Below are 17370 nucleotides of genomic sequence, written 5' to 3'. Positions count from 1 at the left end.
CGCCGAGCGGACGGTCACCGGGTGTCACGCCGGGCGGGTCGCGCCGACGAGGTCACCGCGCCACATCGGCGCGATCCGCACGACGTCCCCGGTCTGCGGGGCGTGCACCATCAGCCCTCCGCCGATGTAGATCCCCACGTGCCGCACGTCCGCGGGGTTTCCGGTGAGCCGCCCGAAGAACAGCAGGTCGCCCCGGTGGAGCCGATCGAGCCGTACGTGCCGTCCCGACGTCCACTGGGAGCCCGTCCAGTGGTCCAGCCTGATCCCGGCCCGCTCCCACGCCCGCATGGCCAGCCCCGAGCAGTCGTAGCCGCGGGGTCCACTGGCCGCCCAGACGTACGGCTTGTCGAGCTGCGTGAGCGCCCAGTCGGCGACGACGTCGCCGGGCATCTGCCACGGAGCGGGGTCGAGCCACCAGTCCGGCTCCGGCCACCCGCCGCCCGCGCCCCGCCCCCAGCGGTCGCCCCCGGCGCGTCCCCGCAGGGTACGGCCTCCGATCACGCGGGCCCCGGCGACACGTTCCCCGGCCACGCGGCCTCCGGCGAGGCGGCTTCCGATCACGCGGCCTCCGATCATCCGGCCTCCGGCGAGACGGCTCCCGGCGGTGTGGACCCCGATCACGCGGCCTCCGGCGAGACGGCTCCCGCCGACACGGGCTCCGGCCGGGCGTCCCGTCCTGAGCGCCCCCGCCGGCCGCCGGGTCCACCGGGCCGCCCCGGCCCATCCGGTCGGACCTCCGGTACGGCCCAGCACCGCGCGCCGCACGAGCCTGATCCCGCCGTACGCCCACGGGCCTGCGAACCCGCCCCGGACGAACCCCAGGGGGCCCACCGGCCCCACGCCCCCGGTACGGCCCCGCGCGGCGCGTCGCTGCCCGGTGAGGCGGGCCGCGGCGCTCCTGGCCGCGGAAGCCCTGTCCCGCAGACGGCTCCGCTCGGCCGTGATCCGCCGCACCTCGGCCAGCCGGGCGGCCGCTTGCGCCTCGGCCGCCGCCCGTTCGGCGGCGGCCCGGCTCGCCGCCGCCTGATGCCGTACACGGACCTCCTCGGCGCGGGCGCCGAGCGCGAGGAAGAAGTCCCGGGCCCGCCGCAGCCCGTCGAGCCTCTCGGCCGGCGACGGCGCGTCACCCGCTCCGGAGAGGAGAACCTCCTGGAGAAGGGGAACGGTGAAACCGGCCGGGAAATCGTCCGTGAAGGGAGTGGCGGGCGGCGCCGGAAGACCTACGCCGGCGGAAAGGGGAAGGTACCGCAGGAAGCCCGCCGGGGGTGGAGGGGGGTTCGCCGGGGAGAGGACCGGAAAGGGGGGCCGGGATGGGAGGACCGCTGAGGCGAGGGCTCCGTACCGGTCGGGGAACCCGGCCCGTTCCAGTTCGGCCCCGGCCTCGCGGGCCCGCTCATCCGCCTGTTCGGCCAGCATCCGTGCTCGGGCCGCCTCGGCCAGCTCGCCGTCATGGATCTCGGTCAGTCTCCTCACTCTGGCGGCCAGCTCGGCCGACCTCTTCCGGGCGCTCGCGAGCCGGTCGGCGGCCGCGCGCGCCTGTTTACTTCGCTCGACGGCTCTGGACCGGGCCTCCGCCACCTCGTCGGCGGACGGGCCCGGCCTGCCCTGCCGCGCGTGGACGGGCAACCCCGCGCCCGTGATCAGGCAGCAGGCCAGGCCCGCCGCTGCCACGGCGTGGCAGTGCCGTCGTCTCTTCCCCGCGGAACGCATGCGTCCAATCTCCGAATCACTGTGTGGCACTGTGCCGATGCACGTCACAGCGTGATCACTGATTGCCTCAGGATTCCCGCTGGTCACTCTGTGCACACATGCAACTCACACACCGTGAGCGATCCGCCGGACAGCCACCGTCGGGATCACCGGAACCGCCGGGCCGTTCAGCGGCGCGCGGCGAGACCTAGGGACGCTGCCGCTCCGAAGCCGCGGCGGGCCGATCCGGCCCCGAGGGTGCGACGGGCCGGCTCGGAGTGGGAGGCGCGACCGGTCGGTCCGGCCCTGATGACACGGCAGGCTGATTCGGAGCGGGAGGCGCGGCGGGCCGGTTCGTCTGAGCCGATGACCGGGGCCCGTACGGATCCGGGGCGGGGGAACGGCCGCCGGGGGCGGTGGGTGAAGGTCGTGAAGCGGACTGGGGGTCCCTTCGCCGTGGCGGCTCCGGCGCCGGGGCCGGCGGCGGGGTCTCCCGAGGACCGGGGCCCGCCCCGGGCGGGGTCGGCGTGGCCGGGGTGGGCCGGGAGCCGGGCGGACAGGGCCGGTCGGGCCGGTCCGCGCGGTGACGCCCTCGCGAGTGATGCTCCCGCGGCCCGTCGTGCCGCGGAGGACGCCCCTCGGACGCGGGCGGGCCGGGCTGGTGGGAGCCGGGCCGCCCGCCGGGGTCACCGGAACCGCCGGGTCGTCCGCCGGAGCCGTCAGTGCCTCCATGCCCGCCATGGCCGTCAGCGCCACCGGGCCCGGCGATCGGGCCGCCGGTCGGACCTCCGCCGGTGGCCCCGATCCGGGTGGGCCGCGCGGAGGGCGCCGCGGTGGGTCCCGCGGTGGACCCCGCGGTGGGCCCGGTCGTCGGCGCGGGGGCGGGCTCGCTGCCCGGGGTGGGAGCCGGAGTGGGGACCGGTGGTGGCGGGGGCTCCGGAACGGGACCCCCCACGTGCCGGCCATCCGCTCCCCCGAGCCCGGTGAAGGCGATCGGCACGATCGGCCGGGGTGGCCCGGACCCGGCCGGACGCGCGGTCTCCCGCCCGGCCAGGGATCCCAGGACCGCCGGGGGACCGGCCGGGCCGGGGGTCCGCGGCAGGAGGAGGCCGGGCGGCTTCCCGGTCACCGGCCGCGTCTCCGGCGCGCCGGCGGCGTCCTCGCCGAACTCACCGATGAGCTGGACGGACATCACCGCCACGCCGGCCGTCGCCGCGAGCGCAGCCACCGCGCCGGCCACAGCGCGAGCCCCGCGGCCTTTCCGGCGATCCGGGCGGCCGGGAAATCCGGCGGCGTCGAGCAGGCCGGCCCTCCGGGCGACGTAGCGGCGGTAGGGGACGAGGTCGGGGTCGGTGAAGCAGCTCATCACCCGCACGCGCAGCGTCCCGGGCGGCACGACCGGCGGCAGGACCGCGAGGACCTTGCTCGCGGAGACCTGCCGGGCCCGGTGCGGGGCGCAGGCGTCGCAGCCGCTCACGTGGCGGGCGGCCCGCCGCCGGGCCTGCGGGGTGAGGCGGCCGGGTGGTCCGTCCAGTGACCGCGCCAGGTCCGCGCACTCGTGGTGGCTCCGGTGGGCGAGGACCTCCACGGTGATCGCGTCGCGGAGCCGCTCCCGTGCCGCGTCGTCCATCGTGCCGGCCCGCCTGACCGGCACCCCCAGCACCCTTGCCAGGTCGGCGACGGACAACCCGTGCCGGTGAAGGAGTTCGAGGACCTCCTGGTCCTGCGGGGACAGGCTGCGGACGGCGTGCCACGCCGACGCGGCCAGGCCGGTGACGCCGTCCCCCGGGAAGGCCGAAGCGACACCGTCTCCCGGGGACGCCGGAGCGGCGGCTCCGGATCGCGGGGAGCCGGGCCGCGCGGCCTCCGGAGCCGGGGCCTCCGGGCCGGGGGCCGCGAGGTCCGCGACCGCCGGGCCGGGGGCTGCGAGGTCCGCGGCCGCCGGGCCCGGCATCCCCGGCTCCGGGCCGGCCGTGGGGCGTCGCCGTACGCACTCCCCCCGAGCGAGTGCGTACAGCCACGCCCGGAGCAGGCCGGGGTCGGCGAGCTCGTGGACGCGGGCCTCCGCGATGATCATGGTGTCGCGGAGCGCCACCTGAGCCCCGTCGGGGCCGCCCAGCATGAACCAGCAATATTGGTAAAGGCCCGGGGCGTGGACGTCGTACAGCGCGGCGAGAGCGCCGGGCTCGCCCCTGCGGAGGGCTTCGACCAGAACACCGTTGTCCATGTGACAGACGGTAAATGATTGGTAACTGAAAGTTCTACCGGTTCTTTCGCGTTGACGGCCGTTGTCAGCGTTCCGTCGGCGAAGCAGGCAACCGGCCCCCTTCGAACTCGGGTACGGGCCCCTTTGGTATGCGGGGATTCAGGGTGATCCGCCGGATCCGTGACGCGGCCGGGCCGTCAGGGGCGGGCGTCGGCGGTGAGCGTGGCGGGCCTGCCCCGGTCCTTGGCGAAGGGCGCCGTGGTCGGCTTGGCCGTGTTGACCGGGACGATGCCGCCGAGGGCCAGCGCCTCGTACGGACGGCTGGTCGACCCCCAGGTGCCGGCGTGCACCTCGGCCCGGTCGATCTTCCCGGTGTCCTGGACGCTCTGGATGTTCAGGATGAACCTGCGCTTGGCGTTCGCCCGGACGTCGTCCACGAACGTGCTGCCCCCGCCGAGCAGCCTGCCGTTCCGGTCCCGCAGGAGCGCGGTGACCACCAGGTTCCCGGCCGGCAGGCTGTACGGCGAGCCGACGTACCCGGTGACGAGATAGCCGTGGTCCTGCCGGGCCGTCAGGACGCCGGTGACGGGAAAGCTCTCGAAGGCCGAGACGATCCGGGCGGCCGGGTGCCACTGGGCGGAGCCGTAGGTGACGCTGACCTGTGAGGGCTTGCGCGCGGCGGTCGTCTGGCCGCTGAAGGGGAGCGTCCCGCCCGGCGGCACCGCGTCCAGCTGCTGCTCGGTCCGCACGATCTCCCGGCCCAGGGCGTCCTTGGCGACCACCGTGGCCACCACGTGCTCCCCGAAGTGCCAGGGGTTGGCGTTGGAGAGCACCCCGGCCCAGTTCACGACGTAGCCGTCGTCGCCCTTGACGACGGAGGAGACCTGCTCCCTGACCGTGAGCGGCCGGAGCGGGGCCGCCTGCCGCTTCTCCGTGCCGGAGGAGCATCCGGCCAGGAGCAGCAGGGCGATAACGCCGACGATTCGGGTGCTGTGCGTCACCCCATGGTGATAACCCGTATTCGGGACGTCCCCCAGGGGACACACGGGGAACGACGGCATTCTTTACCGTTCCTGATCGGTGATCAGGGGCGGGTCCCGGGCCCACGTCCCGGCGTCGGCGGGCGGGCCGCCGGTCCGGGCGGCCCTACGGCCCCACCTCGCACGGACCACCCGATGCTCTCCGGGGTGCGCAGGTCGAACGCGTCCACGCCCTACCTCGCGCGGACCACCCGGCTCTCGTCCCAGACCGGCTCGGGGGTCTCGTAGACCTTGCCGTCGGAGCCGAACACCAGGTAGCGGTCGAAGTCGTCGGCGAACCAGCGGTCGTGGGTGACCGCGACCACGGTGCCGTCGAAGGCGTCGAGCCCCTCCTGCAGCGCCTCGGCGCTGGCGAGGTCGAGGTTGTCGGTCGGCTCGTCGAGCAGCAGCAGCGTCGTGCCCGACAGCTCCAGCAGCAGGATCTGCAGCCGTGCCTGCTGCCCGCCCGACAGCGTCTCGAACCGCTGCTCGGCGACGTCCCCGGCCAGCTCGTAGCGGGCCAGCGCCTTCATCGCCTCGTTCTTCAGCCGGGCGTGCTCGGTCATGACGATCTCGCACGGCGTCCGGCCGGTCAGCTCCGGGCGGGCGTGGGTCTGGGCGAAGTGGCCGGGCACGACCCGGGCCCCGAGCCTGGCCACACCGGCGTGCCGGACGTCCTCACCGGCCAGCAGGCGCAGGAAGTGCGACTTGCCGGAGCCGTTGGAGCCGAGGACGGCGACCCGCTCGCCGTACCAGATCTCCAGGTCGAACGGCTTCATCAGGCCGGTGAGCTCCAGGCCCTCGCAGATCACCGCCCGCTTGGCGGTCCGGCCGCCCTTGAGGCGCATGCTGATGAACTGCTCCTTGGGCGCGGCCTCGGGCGGGCCGGCCTCCTCGAACCTCCGCAGCCGGGTCTGCGCGGAGTGGTAGGCGGCGGCCATGGTGTCCATGTACTTCGCCTTGTTCTTCAGCGTGTTGACCAGCTGCTTCAGCTTGGCGTGCTCCTCGTCCCAGCGCCTCTTCAGCTCGTCGAGGCGCTCGTTGCGCTCCCGGCGCGCCTGGGCGTAGGTGCGGAAGCCCCCGCCGTGCACCCAGATGTTGCCCGACTCGACGGTGATGATCCGGTCGGCGGCGTTGGCCAGCAGTTCCCGGTCGTGGCTGACCAGCACCACGGTCTTGGGCGTCTCGCGCAGCGCCCGCTCCAGCCAGAGCTTCCCCGGCACGTCGAGGTAGTTGTCCGGCTCGTCCAGCAGCAGCGTCTGGTCGGGCCCGCGCAGCAGCGCCTCCAGCACCAGCCGCTTCTGCTCGCCGCCCGACAGCGTGTTGACCTCGCGGTACTTGCACCGGTCGTACGGCACGCCGAGCGCGGCCATCGTGCAGGTGTCCCAGAGCACCTCGATGTCGTAGCCGCCCGCGTCGGTGTAGTCGGTGATGGCCTGCGCGTAGCGCATCTGGGCCTTCTCGTCCTCGCGCTCCATCATCACGAGCTCGGCGGCCTCCAGACGCTCGGCGGCCTGCCGTACGCGTTCGGGGGCGACACTGAGGAGGAGGTCGTGGACGGTCCGCCCGTCGCGGATGCCGCCGATGAACTGCCGCATGATCCCGAGCCCGCCGGAGCTCGCCACGCTCCCGTCGACCGGCTGGAGGTCGCCCGCGATGAGCCGCATGAGCGTGGTCTTGCCGGCGCCGTTGGGGCCGACGAGCGCGGCCTTGACACCGTCGCCGATCCGGAACGACACGTCGTTCAGCAACGGCCGCCCGTCCGGCAGCACATACGTCAGATGCCCGACCTCGACGTGTCCCACGGCGTTTTCCCTCTCTCAAGCTCCCGGGAAGAGTACATGCCGGTTTCGGTGACGGGCATCCGGATTTCCTGGCACTCCGGCGCCGTCGGCCGCGATCCGCCCCCGGTCCATGGTCCGGCCGGTGCCACGGCCCTGTCCGCGCCGTCGTGCCCGGTGTGCGGCAGAGCGGCAGAGGGGCAGAGGGGAGGGCGGGTCACAGCCGGCTCGGGCCTTCCGCGGCCGTACGGCTCCGGTGGCCGGCGACGTAGACCCGGTTGGCGCAGCGGACGCCGCAGAAGCGGCGCCGGCCGTTGCGGGAGGTGTCCACGTAGGCCACGTCGCAGCCGGGGCGGTCGCACACGCCCAGCCGGGTGTGGTCCTCGCAGATCGCGTGGGCCAGGCCGGAGGCGGTGTAGGCCCGCAGCCGGTCGACGATGGGCCCCCGCTCGTGGGCGAAGTGCAGGTGCGGCGCGCGGCCGTCGTGCCGGGAGATGTACGGCCGGCTGACGGTGACGGCCAGCAGGGCGTTGACCGCCCCCACCCGGCGGTCGAGGTCGGCGTCGGCGAAGACCGGGCGCAGCCGGCCGGCCCAGCGCAGCAGCTCCGCCGCCTCGGCGGGACTCACCTGCCGGAAGGGACGGTAGTCGTGCTCCCGCAGCACCTCGGTGATCGTCTCGGGCGAGGTGCCGGGCTCCAGGTTCACCAGCGCGGCGGCGAGCTGGGCGGCGGCGCCGCCGTAAGGGTTGAAATGCATTGAACAATGACACCACGCTGGTGGCATGATCGACGAGATCGCGGCGGAAACGGGTCCCGGCTGCCCGGCGTGCGGGCGGGCGGGCGTCACGGCCTCCACCCACGGCAGCGCGGAGGGGACGGTGGGCTACGCGCGGTGCGGATGCGGCCGGTGGCTGGTCGTGCTGGCCGGACGGGTGATCGGCTTCACGATGGGGTGAGGCTTCATCGTGGAGCGGGGTCTCATCGTGGGATGACCGCGGCGGAGGCCCCGGGGAACGGGCGGCATGGCCGGAGACGACCCGGTCACCCGAGTGGTTCCCCGGCGCCTCCGCCGGGCCGGCCGTACCCCATGGTCATGACGGCGCGGGAGGAAGATGATGGCGGGGTGCCGGAAACCCCCCGTTCCGCTCGCGTGCCCGTCGCCGCGACCGCCCTGGCCACCCTCGCCGTGCTGCTGGCCGTGAGCCCCCGCTACGGATACCACCGTGACGAGCTGTACTTCCGCCTGCTGGGTGAGCACCCGGCGCTCGGATACTTCGACACCCCACCGCTGACCCCGATGATCGCCCGCGTCTCGATCGGGCTTTTCGGGGACGGTGTGACCGCGCTGCGCGTCCTCCCCGCCCTGTCCGCGGCCCTCGTGGTGGTCCTGACGGCCCTGCTGGCCCGGGAACTGGGCGGCGGACGGACCGCCCAGATCGTCGCCGCGGCGGGCGTCGCCACCACGACCCTGGTCCTGGTCGCCGGGCACACCCTGCTCACCCTGAGCGCCGACCTGCCGCTGTGGGTCGCGGCGATCCTGTTCTGCGTCCGGGCGCTGCGGGGCGACGGCCGCTGGTGGCTCGCGGTGGGCGCCATCGCGGGCGTCGCGACCTACAACCGGCAGCTCGTCGTGCTGCTCCTGGCCGCCGTGGGCGTGGGTGTGCTGGCCGCCGGGCCGCGCGACGTACTGCGGGACCGCCGGCTCTGGCTCGGCGCGCTGCTGGCCCTGGTGCTCGCCGCGCCCAACCTGGTCTACCAGGCGACGCACGGCTGGCCGCAGCTGCAGATGGCCGCGGCGCTGGAGGCGGACGACGGCGCGGAGAACCGGGTCATGTTCGTGCCGCTGCAGATCCTGCTGCTCGGGCCGGCCCAGGCGGTCCTCCAGGTGGCCGGTCTCGTGCGGCTGTGGCGGGAGCCGCGCCTGCGGTGCCTCGCTCTGGCCTACCCGGTGGCCTGCGCGCTGGTGCTGTACTCGGGAGGGCGTGCCGACTACGTCGCGGGCCTGCTCGTGCTGCTCTTCGCGGCGGGCTGCGGCCCCGCCGAGCGGTGGATGTCCGGCGCGGGGCGTACGGCGGAGCGGGCGGTGAGACGGCCGGCGGAAGAGACGGCGGAGCAGGGCGCGGAACGGTCGGCGGAGCGGCCGGCGGGGCGGACGGGACGGCGCGCGCTGCTCGGCGGGTTCCTGGCCGCCGGCGCGCTCGTGTCGGCCGTCGTCGCGCTGCCGGTCGTCCCGCCCGCGTCACTGGAGGGGACCCCGGTCGCCGCACTGAACGAGGTGGCGCGCGAGTCGGTCGGCTGGCCGGAGTTCGCCGCGCGGGTCGCCGCCGTGGTCCGGGACCTGCCGCCCGCGGACCGGGCGCGGGCCGTGCTCCTCACCCAGAACTACGGCGAGGCCGGCGCGCTGACCCGCTACGCCCGGCGATACGGGCTGCCCGCCGTCTACAGCGGCCACAACGAGCTCTACCGGTACGGCCCGCCGCCCGCCTCGGCGCGGGTCGCGGTGGTCGTGACCGACAACCCGGCCGGTTACGCGCGGTCGTTCGCCTCGTGCGAGCGGCGCGGCCGGATCGACAACGGTGTCGGCCTGTCCAACGAGGAGCAGCACCTGCCGATCCTCGTCTGCCGCGACCCGGTGGCCCCGTGGGACCGGCTGTGGCCGCAGGCCCGCCACTACAGCTGACCCCGGCTCACGGCGTGACCGGCGGTCAGGCGGGGCCGGTCGAGGCGCGGACGTGGAGCTGGGCGGGGACGACCACCGGCCCGGTGGCCGGCTCGCCGGACAGGCGGGCGATGAGCAGCTCGACGGCCGCCCGGCCCGACTCCTCCGGCGCGAGGTCGAGCGCGGTGATCGCGGGAGAGGCGATGCGGGTCTGCTGCGCGTCCGACCCGGCCGTCACGAGCAGGTCGTCCGGCACGGCCACGCCGAGCCGCAGCGCCTCGGCCAGCACGCCCGACGCGTGGCGGCCCGTCTGGCAGTGGACGGCGTCGGGCCGCTCCCCCGCGCCGGTGAGCAGCCGCCGGGCGGCGTCGCGTCCGCCGTCCTCGCCGGCCGCCTCGGGGACGCGCAGCAGCCGTGCCGGCATGGCGTGGCGCGCGGTCCACTCCCGGTAGGCCAGCTCGGCGTCGACGTTCCAGGCGTTGTCGTCCGTACCGGCCAGGAAGGCGACGCGCCGGGCACCGCGCGAGCGCAGCAGGTCGAGCATGCGCTCGGTCTCCCGGGCATCGTCGGTGCCGACCCAGTCGGTGAAGTCCGGCCGCCCGGGGTCGCGGCCCACCGTGACGACCGGCACGGACGCGTCGAGGAGCCGGGTGAGGACCGGGTCGTCGCGCATCGGGTCGCCGATGACGTAGCCGTCCACGCCCAGGGCGGCCCGGGAGACGTCCGAGCGCGTCAGGTCGGGCACCAGCATGAGCCCGAGGCCGTGGTCGAGCGCGGTGACCGCCGCCGCGCCGGCGAACCGTACGAAGTAGTCGACGCCCTCGGGGATGTAGGAGCCGATGGCGTCGAGGGGGCGCATGTCGAGGCCGAGCACACCGGTGCGCCCGCGGCGCAGGCCCCGCGCCATGGGGTGGGCGCGGTAGGCCAGCCGCTCGGCGACGGCGAGCACCTTACGGCGGGTCTCCTCCGAAGCCGTGCCCTTGCCGTTCAGCGCGTGGGAGACCGTGGTGACCGAGACTCCGGCTTCGCGGGCGACGTCTCTGATCGTCGCGCGCGCGGCGGGGGGCGGCGCCTCCTTCGACATAGGTAAAGAGTAGGACACAAAACCTTTTACTAGGGGTTTTTCTCCGGTACCGTCCATTTTCCAAAACGTTTTGTGCGTGGTACCGCCGCCGATCGCGTCGCAGGGGCCACTCACTGCCCCGCGACGAGCGGTCACCCACCGCCCCGCTTCGGGGCCGACCCCCTTTGAAGTGTTCGGAGGACTGAGGATGCGTATACGTGCGACGGCGGCCCTCGCCGTCACGCTCGGCCTGGGCCTGTCCGCGTGCGGCGGCGGGACGGCCGGCGGCCCGGCCGCCCCCGCCGGCCCGGCGGCCGCGCGGCAGACCGGCGACCTGCTCGTCACCACCCCCGCGGCGAAGGGCGAGCTGGACAAGGCCACGTGGAACCTGCCGTTCGGCGAGCCCGCGTCGCTCGACCCGATCAAGGCGTTCAACTACCCCGAGAACACGGTCGTGGCCAACCTCTGCGAGGGTCTGATGCGGCTCGACCCCGACTACTCGGTGAAGCCCAACCTCGCCGAGAAGGTCGCCAACCCCGACCCGAAGACCTGGGTCTACACCCTGCGCGAGGGCGTGACCTTCTGGGACGGCGAGCCGATGACCGCCGACGACGTGGTGTTCAGCCTCCGCCGCCACCTCGACCCCGACGAGGGCAGCTACTGGGCGTCCGACCAGATCACCGGCAACATCGACTCGATCGAGAAGACCGGTGACCACGAGGTCACGATCCGGCTGAAGCAGCCCGACGCCACGCTCAACTCCTACATGGTCACGCCCGTCGGCGTGGTCGTGGAGAAGGCCCAGCGGGAGAAGGCCGGCGCCAAGTACGGCACGCCCGAGGGGTCGGTCATGTGCACCGGCCCCTTCAAGGTCGCCTCCTGGCAGAAGGGCTCCAAGATCACGCTGGACCGCAACGACGCCTACTGGGACGCGGCCCGCAAGGCCAAGACCAAGCAGCTCGACCTGCAGTTCATCGTCGACCCGGGCGCGATCGCGAGCGCGCTCGACACCGGCGCCATCGACGGGTCCTACGACGTGCCCGTCGGCGCGCTGGACCGGCTGTCGGCGTCGCAGAACGGCAAGCTGTACCTCGGCAAGTCGCTGCAGATGGTCGCCGTCATCAGCACCGGCAACGGCCTCCTCGGCGACCCGGCGGTACGGCGCGCGCTGGCCATGGCCACCGACCGCGAGGCGATCGCCCAGACCGTGTTCGCCGGGACCGCCCAGGCGTCGCGTTCGCTGGTGCCGCGCGGCGGCTGGTCCTACGGCGACGAGGTGTTCGGCCCCGCCTACGACGCCCTGCCGGACACCAAGAAGAACATCGAGGAGGCGAAGAAGCTCGTCGCGGGCAAGACCGGCGGCGCGCCGATCGTCATCGCCTACCCCAGCGAGCGCCAGTTCTACGCCGACATCCTGTCGGAGGTGGCCAACGCCGGCCGTGAGCTCGGCCTCACCATCCAGCCCAAGGGCGTGCCGAGCGCGCAGTACGGCGCCTTCTTCTCCGACGCCAAGGCGCGCGCCGGATACGACGGGTTCATGACGACGAACTACATGGACATCCCCGACCCGCTCGCCTTCCTGCGCACGATCGCGGCCAAGGGCGGTTCGCAGAACTTCAACGGCTACGAGGACCCGCAGGTTCAGGACCTCATCGGGAAGGCCGCGGCCACCGCCGACGACGCCGAGCGCGCCAAGATCACGGCGGAGATCCAGGCGAAGGTCATGGAGCAGACGCCCTGGATCCCGATCGCGGCCCCGGCCGTCCAGCTGTTCCTCAACAAGCGGGTGACCGGGGTCCCGGCCTCGTTCGTCTACCTCTACTACCCCTGGGCGGCGAGCCTGGGGGCGGCCTGACCACGACCGGCCCGGGGCGCGGCGACGCGCCCCGGGTCCCCGTAACGGAGTCCTCGTGCAACGCTTCGTGATCCGGCGGCTCGGTGCGCTGGCCGTCACCCTCCTGTTCTCCAGTTTCGTCATCTACGGGGCGATGTACCTCGCGCCCGGCACCCCCGAGAGCTTCCTCGTCCAGGGCCGGACGGTCAGCCCCGAGGTCCTCGCCTCGATCCGCGCCCAGTACGGCCTGGACGACCCCTTCCTGCTGCGGTACTGGCACTGGCTGACCGGCGTGCTCACCGGCAACCTCGGCGAGTCCCTCACCACCCGCCAGGACGTCGCCTCGCTGCTGGCCTCGCGCATCCCCACGACCGCCTGGCTCACGGCCTACGCCGCCCTGCTGATCGTGGTGTTCGGCGTCGTGGCCGGGGTGGTGGCCGGACTGCGCGGCGGCCTCCTCGACACGGCCGTGCTGCTGGGCTCCAGCGTGGGCTTCGCGATCCCCACCTTCTTCGCGGCGCTGCTGCTGATGAGCGTCTTCTCCGTGACGCTGGGCTGGTTCCCGGTCTTCGGGGCCGGTTCCGGCTTCTCCGACCGGATACTGCACCTGACGCTGCCCGCGGTGGCGCTCGCGCTGCCCGCGGCGGCGGTGGTCGCCAGGATCACCCGCACCGCCGTGGTGGAGGAGCGCGACACCGAGCACGTCTCCGTCGCGCTGGCCCGCGGCGTCCCGTGGCGTACGGTGGCCCGCCGGCACATCGTCCGCAACGCCATGCTGCCGGTGACGACGATCGTCGGGGTGAACATCGCCGCGCTCGTCGCGGGCGCGACGGTCGTCGAGCACGCCTTCACCCTCGACGGCGTCGGCGCGCTGCTCATCAACGCCGTGCAGCAGAAGGACTTCGCCGTCGTCCAGGCCGTCGCACTCGTCCTGGTCGCGGTGTTCGGCGTGGTCAACCTCGTGATCGACGTCCTCTACGCGGTGATCGACCCGCGCGTCCAGCTCGGAGGTGAGAGCGCGTGAAAACCGCAGTCTCCGCCCCGGCCGCCCGGCGGTCCGGCGGCCCCGCCGGACGGCGGCGGCCCGGCGGCGGCCTGTCCGGGCGGCTGGGCCCGCTCGGCGTCACCGCGGTCGCGGTCGCCGCGCTGCTCGTGCTGGCCGCGCTGCTCGCGCCGGTGCTCGCGCCGTACGACCCGGACATCGGCAGCATCGTCCAGCGCTACCTCCCGCCCGGCCCCGAGCACCTGCTCGGCACCGACCAGTCGGGCCGCGACCTGCTGTCCCGGCTGCTGTACGGCGCGCGGACCAGCCTGCTCGGCGCCGCCGCGGTCGTGGTGATCGCCGGGGTCGGCGGCACCCTGCTGGCGCTCGTCGCCACCTGGTTCGGCGGGCGCGTCGACGCCTTCGTCGGCCGGGTGCTGGACCTGCTGTTCGCCTTCCCGAACCTGCTGCTGGCGATCATCGTCGTCGCGGTGTTCGGGACCGGCATGGCGCAGGCCACGGTCGCGCTCGCCATGGCGTACGTGCCCTACACCGCCCGCGTGCTGCGCAGCGTCGCGCTGCGGGAACGGCGGCTCCCCTACGTCCAGGCGGCCGAGCTGCAGGGCCTGTCCGGGGTCACGGTGAGCGGGCGGCACCTGCTGCCCAACATCGCGCCGCAGATCCTGACCGGCGCCGCCATCAACTTCGGCTACGCGATGATCGACCTGGCCGCGCTGTCGTTCCTCGGCCTCGGCGTCCAGGCGCCGACCGCCGACTGGGGACTGATGGTCTCCCAGGGGCAGGACTCCCTGCTGCAGGGGTACCCGCAGCAGAGCCTGCTCGCGGGCACGTGCATCGTCGTCGCGGTGGCCGCGTTCAGTGTCATCGGCGAACGGCTCGGCGGCCGCGCCGCGGGAGGCAGGGCATGAGCGTTCTCGAACTCGACGACATCCGTCTCGCCGTACCGCACCCCTCCGGGGACCGGACGCTGCTGCGCGGCGTCTCCCTGTCGGTGGCGCCCGGCGAGGCGCTCGGCCTGGTCGGCGAGTCCGGCTCGGGCAAGTCGATGACGCTGCGGACCGTGCTGCGCACCGAGCCGCGCGGCGCCCACGTCACCGGCCGGGTGCTGCTGGACGGCCGTGACGTGCGCGGCCTCGGCACGGCGGAGCTGCGCCGGGTCCGCGCCGAGTCCCTGGCGATGATCAGCCAGGACCCTCGGGCCGCGCTGAACCCGCTGCTGCGCGTCTCGCGGTTCCTCGTCGAGGGGCTGTGCGACGCGCGCGGGGACGACGAGCGGACGGCCACCCGCCGGGCCCGCGACCTGCTCGCGCAGGTGGGGATCGCCGACGTGGACCGCTGCATGAACTCCTACCCCCACCAGCTGTCCGGCGGCATGCTCCAGCGGGTCGTCATCGCCGCCGCCGTGGCGGGCTCGCCGCGGCTGCTGCTCGCCGACGAGCCGACGACGGCGCTCGACGTGACCACGCAGTCGGAGGTCATGGCGATCCTCGACGAGCAGCGGCGTGAACGCGGCATGTCGATGATCTTCGTCACCCACGACCTGGAGCTGGCCTCGGCGGTGTGCGACCGGATCGCCGTGATGTACGCCGGGGAGATCGTCGAGATCTCGACCCCGGAACGGCTCCACGCGGCGCCGCGGCACCCGTACACGCGCCTGCTGCTGGACTCCCGGCCCAGCCTCACCGCGCGGACCCCGGTGCTCCCCGTCATCCCGGGGCGGCCGGTCGCCGCCTACGAGGTCGGCGGGGGCTGCGCGTTCGCCGGCCGCTGCCCGTGGTCGGAACCCGGGTGCACCGACGGCGAGATCCCGCTCGTCCGGGACGGCGACCGCGCCGTACGGTGCGCGCGCGAGGAGGAACTGGCCGGCGAGCTGGCCCACGCGACGGGGACGGAGGCGACGGCGTGAACGACGACGTGAAGAACGACGTGAAGGACACGGACGGCGGCGTCATCGGCCGCGCGGGCGGCGGCTCCCGCCGTACGTCCGGTACGGGCGGTCCCGGGGGCTCCGGGGGCTCCGGGGGCTCCGGGGGCTCCGGCGCGAACGGTCCGGGCGGTGCGGGCGGTTCTGAAGGGGACGTCATCGCGATCAGCGGGTTGCGCAAGCGGTTCGTCACCGGCCGGGGCTCGGGGCGCCGCACGGTCGACGCCCTCGACGACGTCAGCCTCACCGTGGCCGACGGAAGCTGCCTGGCCGTGGTCGGCGAGTCGGGATCGGGCAAGTCGACCCTGGCCCGGATCCTCGTCGGGCTGGAGGCCGCGGACGCCGGGGAGGTCGTCCTCGCCGGACGGCCGGTGGCCCGGCGGCCGCGCCGGGCGGAGCGGCGGGCCCGCGCCCGGGACATCCAGATGGTGTTCCAGGACCCCAACGGGTCGCTGAACCGCCGCCGCACCGCCGGATCGGCGATCGCGGAGGTGCTGGCGGCCCACCACCGGGTCACCGGCGCCGACGCGCGCCGCCGCGTCGAGGAGCTGCTGGAACAGGTCGGCCTGCGCCCCGCGCACGCCCGCTCCCTGCCCGGCGAGCTGAGCGGCGGCCAGCGGCAGCGGGTGGCGATCGCGCGGGCGCTGGCCGCCGAACCCCGTGTCCTCGTGCTCGACGAGGCCGTGGCCGCGCTCGATGTTTCGGTGCAGGCCCAGGTCCTGAACCTGCTGTCGGAGATCCGGCGGGACCGCCGGCTCACCTATCTGTTCATCACCCATGACCTGTCCGTCGTACGGCAGGTGAGCGAGGAGGTCGTCGTCATGCGACAGGGCCGCATCGTGGAACGCGGGAGCACGGCCCAGGTGCTGGACGACCCGCGGCACCCCTACACCAGGCTGCTGCGTGACAGCGCGCCCCGGCCGGGATGGCGGCCGGTCCGCGCCATCGGCCGCGACGCCGCGGAGGTGGAGGCGTGAACCGCCGCGCGCACCTGCTGCTGGAGGAGACCCGCCCCCGCGCCCGCGGCCGGGAGCGGGGCCTCCGGGCCGCCGCCGAGATCGCCCGGACCTGGCGGACGTACGCCGAGCTCTTCGACGCGACCGCCGCGGCCGGGGGCAGGCCGCTCGACGTCCCCGCGCTCGCGCTGGCGAGCGTCGCGGCCACCCGTGCGTGGGCGCCGGACCTCGCCGAGGAGATGGAGGGCGTGGCCGAGGGCGCGGACGTGCCGCTGTGGGTCGTCGCCGCGCTCAACGCCCGGACCGAGATCCTGTCGGAGGCCGCCGCGCCCCGCGCGGGCGAGTGCTCCACGCTGGTCCACGTGGGGACCCCCCGCTCCGGAACCTCCGCCGGAGACCGTACGGCGGGCGGTTCCGGAGACGGTACGGCCAGCGGCTCGGGGAACGGCGCGGCCGGCCGTACCGTGGGCGGTCAGAGCTGGGACTGGCACGAGGAACTGGCCGACGGCTGGCACCCGCAGTCGGTCCGCGGCGCGGCGGGCGACCCGGCGGACGGCGGCTCGCTGGCGTTCACCGGCATCACCGAGTACGGCATCCTGGGGAAGATCGGGCTCAACGAGGCCGGGGTGGGCGTGCTGTTCAACATCCTCGGCCACGCCGGCGACGGCGCGGGCGGCGTGCCCGTCCACCTCGTCGCCCGCAGGGCGCTCGGCTCCGCGACGTCGTTCGACGAGGCGGTCGCCGTCATCACCGGCGCCCCGGTCTCCGCCTCCACCGTGATGACGGTCGTGACCGCCGACCGGGCCGCATCGGTCGAGGTCAGCCCGGCGGGCGCCGCGGTGGTGCACCCGGACGCCGAGGGCTGGCTGGTCCGCACCAACCACTTCCAGGATCCGGCGCTGGCCACCGGGGAGCACCGCGGACGGCTGGAGCCGGAGACCTACGACCGGCTGCGCGTGCTGGGCGAGCGGGTCCGCGGGCGCGGCGGGATCGGCGGCTCCGACGACCTCGCCGCCCTGCTCACCGCCCATCCCGGTGACGGGGCCGAGGTCTGCTGCCACGCCCCGGCCGGTGGACGGCTCGGCACCCGGTGGGCGACCCTCGCCACGGTGCTGGTGGAACCGGCCGCGGGCCTGTTCCAGGTGCACGACGGCGGCCCCTGCACGGCGGGGCCCGGGACGTGGGAGACGCTCGCCGTCCCCGCGGGGTGAGCTCCGGCGCTCGGATCCGAACGGC

14 protein-coding genes are annotated in these 17370 nt (G+C 74.6%); 8 read left to right on the top strand and 6 right to left on the bottom strand.

Annotated features, from left to right (window positions below):
• Window positions 1-24 precede the first annotated feature (24 nt).
• The 5 genes from IEZ10_RS38975 to IEZ10_RS14705 form a co-directional block, all read right to left on the bottom strand.
• Window positions 25-1473 carry an NlpC/P60 family protein gene (locus IEZ10_RS38975; protein ID WP_229811266.1) on the bottom strand — a complete coding sequence of 483 codons (1449 nt, stop codon included), beginning with the start codon at window positions 1471-1473 and terminating at the stop codon, window positions 25-27.
• Between the two features lie 424 nt (window positions 1474-1897).
• Entirely contained in the window at window positions 1898-3916 is a 2019-nt protein-coding gene (locus tag IEZ10_RS14720) for an RNA polymerase sigma factor (protein WP_189247047.1), read from the bottom strand.
• A gap of 176 nt (window positions 3917-4092) precedes the next feature.
• Window positions 4093-4896 carry a hypothetical protein gene (locus IEZ10_RS14715; RefSeq protein WP_189247046.1) on the bottom strand — a complete coding sequence of 268 codons (804 nt, stop codon included), beginning with the start codon at window positions 4894-4896 and terminating at the stop codon, window positions 4093-4095.
• A gap of 212 nt (window positions 4897-5108) precedes the next feature.
• Window positions 5109-6719, bottom strand: a complete 1611-nt coding sequence (locus IEZ10_RS14710; RefSeq protein WP_189247045.1) for an ABC-F family ATP-binding cassette domain-containing protein — start codon at window positions 6717-6719, stop codon at window positions 5109-5111.
• A 193-nt stretch (window positions 6720-6912) separates the two neighbouring features.
• Window positions 6913-7452 carry a CGNR zinc finger domain-containing protein gene (locus tag IEZ10_RS14705; protein WP_189247044.1) on the bottom strand — a complete coding sequence of 180 codons (540 nt, stop codon included), beginning with the start codon at window positions 7450-7452 and terminating at the stop codon, window positions 6913-6915.
• 25 nt (window positions 7453-7477) lie between these two features.
• On the opposite strand from IEZ10_RS14705, the gene IEZ10_RS14700 reads away from it, so the two are divergent.
• Together IEZ10_RS14700 and IEZ10_RS39940 are read left to right on the top strand one after the other, a co-directional pair.
• Window positions 7478-7651: a hypothetical protein gene (locus IEZ10_RS14700; RefSeq protein ID WP_189247043.1), complete on the top strand. Its 174-nt coding sequence runs from the start codon at window positions 7478-7480 to the stop codon at window positions 7649-7651.
• A 167-nt stretch (window positions 7652-7818) separates the two neighbouring features.
• On the top strand, window positions 7819-9375 hold the full coding sequence (locus IEZ10_RS39940; RefSeq protein ID WP_268246315.1) for a glycosyltransferase family 39 protein: 1557 nt from the start codon (window positions 7819-7821) through the stop codon (window positions 9373-9375).
• A gap of 25 nt (window positions 9376-9400) precedes the next feature.
• Here IEZ10_RS39940 and IEZ10_RS14690 read toward each other — a convergent pair whose 3' ends face one another.
• Entirely contained in the window at window positions 9401-10438 is a 1038-nt protein-coding gene (locus IEZ10_RS14690; RefSeq protein WP_189247041.1) for a LacI family DNA-binding transcriptional regulator, read from the bottom strand.
• A 187-nt stretch (window positions 10439-10625) separates the two neighbouring features.
• Here IEZ10_RS14690 and IEZ10_RS14685 point away from each other — a divergent pair, with 187 nt between their 5' ends.
• Genes IEZ10_RS14685 through IEZ10_RS14660 form a run of 6 tightly spaced genes read left to right on the top strand, consistent with a single transcriptional unit; the run spans window position 10626 to window position 17345 of the window.
• Window positions 10626-12272, top strand: coding sequence for an ABC transporter substrate-binding protein (locus IEZ10_RS14685; RefSeq protein WP_189247040.1), 1647 nt, complete (start codon window positions 10626-10628; stop codon window positions 12270-12272).
• Window positions 12273-12327: 55 nt separating this feature from the next.
• Window positions 12328-13275, top strand: coding sequence for an ABC transporter permease (locus IEZ10_RS14680; RefSeq protein WP_229811265.1), 948 nt, complete (start codon window positions 12328-12330; stop codon window positions 13273-13275).
• Window positions 13272-14162 (top strand): ABC transporter permease, encoded by an 891-nt coding sequence (locus IEZ10_RS14675; protein ID WP_189247039.1) that lies wholly within the window; start codon window positions 13272-13274, stop codon window positions 14160-14162. The genes IEZ10_RS14680 and IEZ10_RS14675 overlap by 4 nt, the downstream gene beginning before the upstream one ends.
• Entirely contained in the window at window positions 14159-15160 is a 1002-nt protein-coding gene (locus IEZ10_RS14670; protein ID WP_189247038.1) for an ABC transporter ATP-binding protein, read from the top strand. Before IEZ10_RS14675 ends, IEZ10_RS14670 begins: the two co-directional genes overlap by 4 nt.
• Window positions 15157-16155: an ABC transporter ATP-binding protein gene (locus tag IEZ10_RS14665; protein ID WP_229811264.1), complete on the top strand. Its 999-nt coding sequence runs from the start codon at window positions 15157-15159 to the stop codon at window positions 16153-16155. The genes IEZ10_RS14670 and IEZ10_RS14665 overlap by 4 nt, the downstream gene beginning before the upstream one ends.
• The gene (locus IEZ10_RS14660) at window positions 16152-17345 is read left to right on the top strand and encodes a C45 family autoproteolytic acyltransferase/hydrolase (protein ID WP_189247037.1); all 1194 of its coding nucleotides are present in this window, start codon (window positions 16152-16154) and stop codon (window positions 17343-17345) included. Before IEZ10_RS14665 ends, IEZ10_RS14660 begins: the two co-directional genes overlap by 4 nt.
• The last annotated feature ends 25 nt before the right edge of the window (window positions 17346-17370 follow it).

Origin of the sequence: Streptosporangium pseudovulgare, assembly GCF_014648055.1 — a bacterium.
Classification (GTDB): Bacteria; Actinomycetota; Actinomycetes; order Streptosporangiales; family Streptosporangiaceae; genus Streptosporangium; species Streptosporangium pseudovulgare.
The sequence above is the reverse complement of the archived record's forward strand: the minus strand, read 5'-3'. Positions and strand labels throughout refer to the sequence as shown.